4 protein-coding genes are annotated in these 2,740 nt (G+C 53.4%); all 4 read right to left on the bottom strand.

What is annotated here, in order from left to right; genetic code table 11:
* The coding region (locus tag KKA81_16625; GenBank protein ID MBU2652551.1) for a recombinase family protein at positions 1-1,202 on the bottom strand (1,202 nt) is incomplete at its 3' end.
* Positions 1,199-1,717 carry a DUF2924 domain-containing protein gene (locus KKA81_16630; GenBank protein MBU2652552.1) on the bottom strand — a complete coding sequence of 173 codons (519 nt, stop codon included), beginning with the start codon at positions 1,715-1,717 and terminating at the stop codon, positions 1,199-1,201. The genes KKA81_16630 and KKA81_16625, both read right to left, overlap by 4 nt.
* A 244-nt stretch (positions 1,718-1,961) precedes the next feature.
* Positions 1,962-2,228 carry an ATP-binding domain-containing protein gene (locus KKA81_16635; GenBank protein ID MBU2652553.1) on the bottom strand — a complete coding sequence of 89 codons (267 nt, stop codon included), beginning with the start codon at positions 2,226-2,228 and terminating at the stop codon, positions 1,962-1,964.
* Complete coding sequence (locus KKA81_16640; protein MBU2652554.1) at positions 2,144-2,482, bottom strand: hypothetical protein; 339 nt, start codon at positions 2,480-2,482, stop codon at positions 2,144-2,146. The genes KKA81_16635 and KKA81_16640 overlap by 85 nt, the downstream gene beginning before the upstream one ends.
* Positions 2,483-2,740 lie beyond the last annotated feature (258 nt).

Genomic DNA, 2,740 nt, shown 5'->3' on the forward strand with positions numbered 1-2,740 from the left:
AGATATTCCCACACGGCGTCCACGTTGCGAAGGTAGTGCCGGATGTCTCCTTCCGTCAGGTTCGCTTCGACAATGGCTTCGGCGCGCGCCGTGTGGGCGACAATTTCCGGTCGTTGTAAGATGATCCGCAGTTGACGCATCACCGCGTCTTCTGCCTCGGCGGCTGAAATCCGGCGCACGGGGCAAACATCCTTCGGATGCTTGTCCATGTTGATGCAAACGTAATATCTGTATTTCCTGCCGTTTTTCTTCGTCCAGCCTGGCCGCATGGAGCAGCCGCAATGCCCGCAGCGGATGATTCCCTTGAGCATGGCTGGAGTGGTGAATCTTGTTTCCGTGGCACGGGTGCGGGTGTTCCGTTCCAGAATGGCGTGAACGGCGTCCCATGTTTCCTGGTCAATGAGCGCGGGATGCTCGCCGTTGTAGAGCTTTTCTTTGTGCTCGACCTTGCCGAGATATTTCGGATTATTCAGCATCCTGTAAATGTGCGATTTGTTGATCGGTGTTCCCTGACGTGTTTTGCCTTTAGCGGTTGTCCACGCTTTGGATGTGATGCCTTGGGCGCGCAGTTCCTGTGCCAATTTCGTCGTGGATTCCAGTTCGATGAAGCGGGAGAAAATGGATTTTACCGTTTCCGCCTCATCTTTGTTGATGACCAGTTTTCCGTCTACTAAATTATAACCCAGCACCGGCGTGCCGCCTGTCTGCATGCCGCGCTGTTTCTGCATGGCAATTTTATCGCGGATGCGTTCGCCGATTATTTCCCGTTCAAATTGGGCGAAAGACAACAGAATGTTAAGGGTGAGTCTGCCCATGGAGGTTGTCGTTGAGAATTGTTGGGTTACGGACACGAAGGTAACGTTATGCTTGTCGAACGTGTCGATGAGTTCGGCGAAGTCGAGCAGGCTTCTGGAAAGTCTATCGATTTTGTAAACTAAAACGATGTCGATTTTCCCGGCACGGATGTCGACCAGCAGTTTCTTCAGCGCCGGGCGTTCCAGGTTGCCGCCGGAAAAGCCGCCGTCCTCATAGCGTTCGGGAAGACACACCCAGCGTTCGGCTTTCTGGCTGGCAATGTAATTCTCGCCCGCTTCCCGCTGGGCGTCGAGGGAATTGAATTCCGAATCAAGCCCCTCCTCGCTGGATTTCCGGCAATATATGGCGCAACGGATGGGACGTTCTGTTTTATCATGTTCGCTCATTCACTTCCTCCCTTCTTTCTTATACCAAAGAACGCCGGTCCCGACATGTGCGAGCCCGTGATTTCCCTGGCGATGGAACTCAAACTCCGGTAGACGCCGTTTTTGTACTGGAAGCCGTTATCCAGCACGACCACTTCGTGCCGTTCGCCTAGATATTCCCGCACGAGTTTGGTTCCAATGGCTGGCGCACCCTTGCGTTCCTTAAGCTGTTCCTTTTCCTTGCCGGGAATTCCGTGCGTTTCGTCGATGGAGATAAGTCTTTCACGGGCTTCAGGCGAAAGACCGCCGTAGGCGATTTCCTGGATTCTGTACGCGAGGCGGCTGACAAGCTGCACGCGGCTGCGCGAGGGCGGTTCCTTGCCGAAAAGCGCGGCATACTTCGTTTTCAAATTTTCAAAGTCCATGGTTGCCAGAGCCACGACCTGCGCAAGAATAGTCTTATCCTTGTCCAGCCCTGAAGCCGCGTTTCCTTTTGGCTTGTTCTCTTTTTTAACACTCCCTTTTTTCCTGTTCATGCTTTTCCTCCAGAGTTTCGCGTTCCCTTGAGACCGTTTTGCCTGTCACCCTTGGCAGGCACGCGTTCCGTCAAACCGGTCTCTCCGGCACACGTTTCGCTCTGGCGGGTAGCAGGGAGCAAGCCTGTTTTTGATGCGTGATACCGGCGTGCCGCTGGCGCAGGATGGCCTGGGCAAGCATTTCGCCGATGGAAGCGAAACGGTCGGATAACGGGATATCAATAAGATTGGAGTGCATGTTTTCTTATCCTGTATGGGTTGCCCAATAAGACAGCAGCGTCCGGCGTTCGGCAGCGCGTTTGTCTTTTGCCGCCTGTCTTATTCCCCAGCGGTCGCCGAGAAGAATCAATGTCTTCCTCGCTCGCGTAACGCCGGTATAAAGCAGCTGGCAGCAGGCGTGCCAGTGGGATTTGTGCAGCAGCACGATTACACAGGGAGCTTCGCTGCCCTGGTAGGAATGGATAGAGAGGCAGTAAGCCAGTTGCAGCGCGCCGGTTTTTTCGTTGGAAATAAACCGTTAAATATTTCCAGGTTGTAATCGTCGGCTTTCTGCACCACCCGGTCGCCGATGGTGAAACGCCCGGTCACGGAACCGTGATGCAGATAACGCAATTTGTATTTGCGCGGGCAATTGCGCCAGCAGTTCAGGGCGGAGTAGCTCAGGATTTCTCGTTCTGTTGTCGCGGTCATTTTCATTCCTCCTTTAAAAATTGTTTTCTCATGCCCTTTGGAGGAATGACCGGGCAGACGGACATTAATTTTCAAAATGTCCGGGTGAAAAATGAAAATATCCGGGTGGTTATTGAACTTATGAGAACTAATGTCCGGGTCAGAAGAGAGGAAAACAGGGGAAATGTGTGAGCAGACGTCTATGAATGAGCGAATGGTGGACAGGTTAAGGGATCATGGCCGGATCCGGTGTAAAGAGAATCTGGTCAATCGGCAGCGCCGGGGGAATCCTCATGCCGGGACGGCAGAATTCCAGCTTGCCGTCAGGTCTGCGACACGCCACCTTCAGGATGG

The organism is Bacteroidota bacterium, assembly GCA_018831055.1.
Classification (GTDB): domain Bacteria; phylum Bacteroidota; class Bacteroidia; order Bacteroidales; family B18-G4; genus M55B132.

What these genes read in the sequence shown, in the direction of transcription:
- KKA81_16630 (MBU2652552.1), bottom strand. Translation starts at nt 1,717, where the DNA reads ATGAACAGGAAAAAAGGGAGTGTTAAAAAAGAGAACAAGCCAAAAGGA.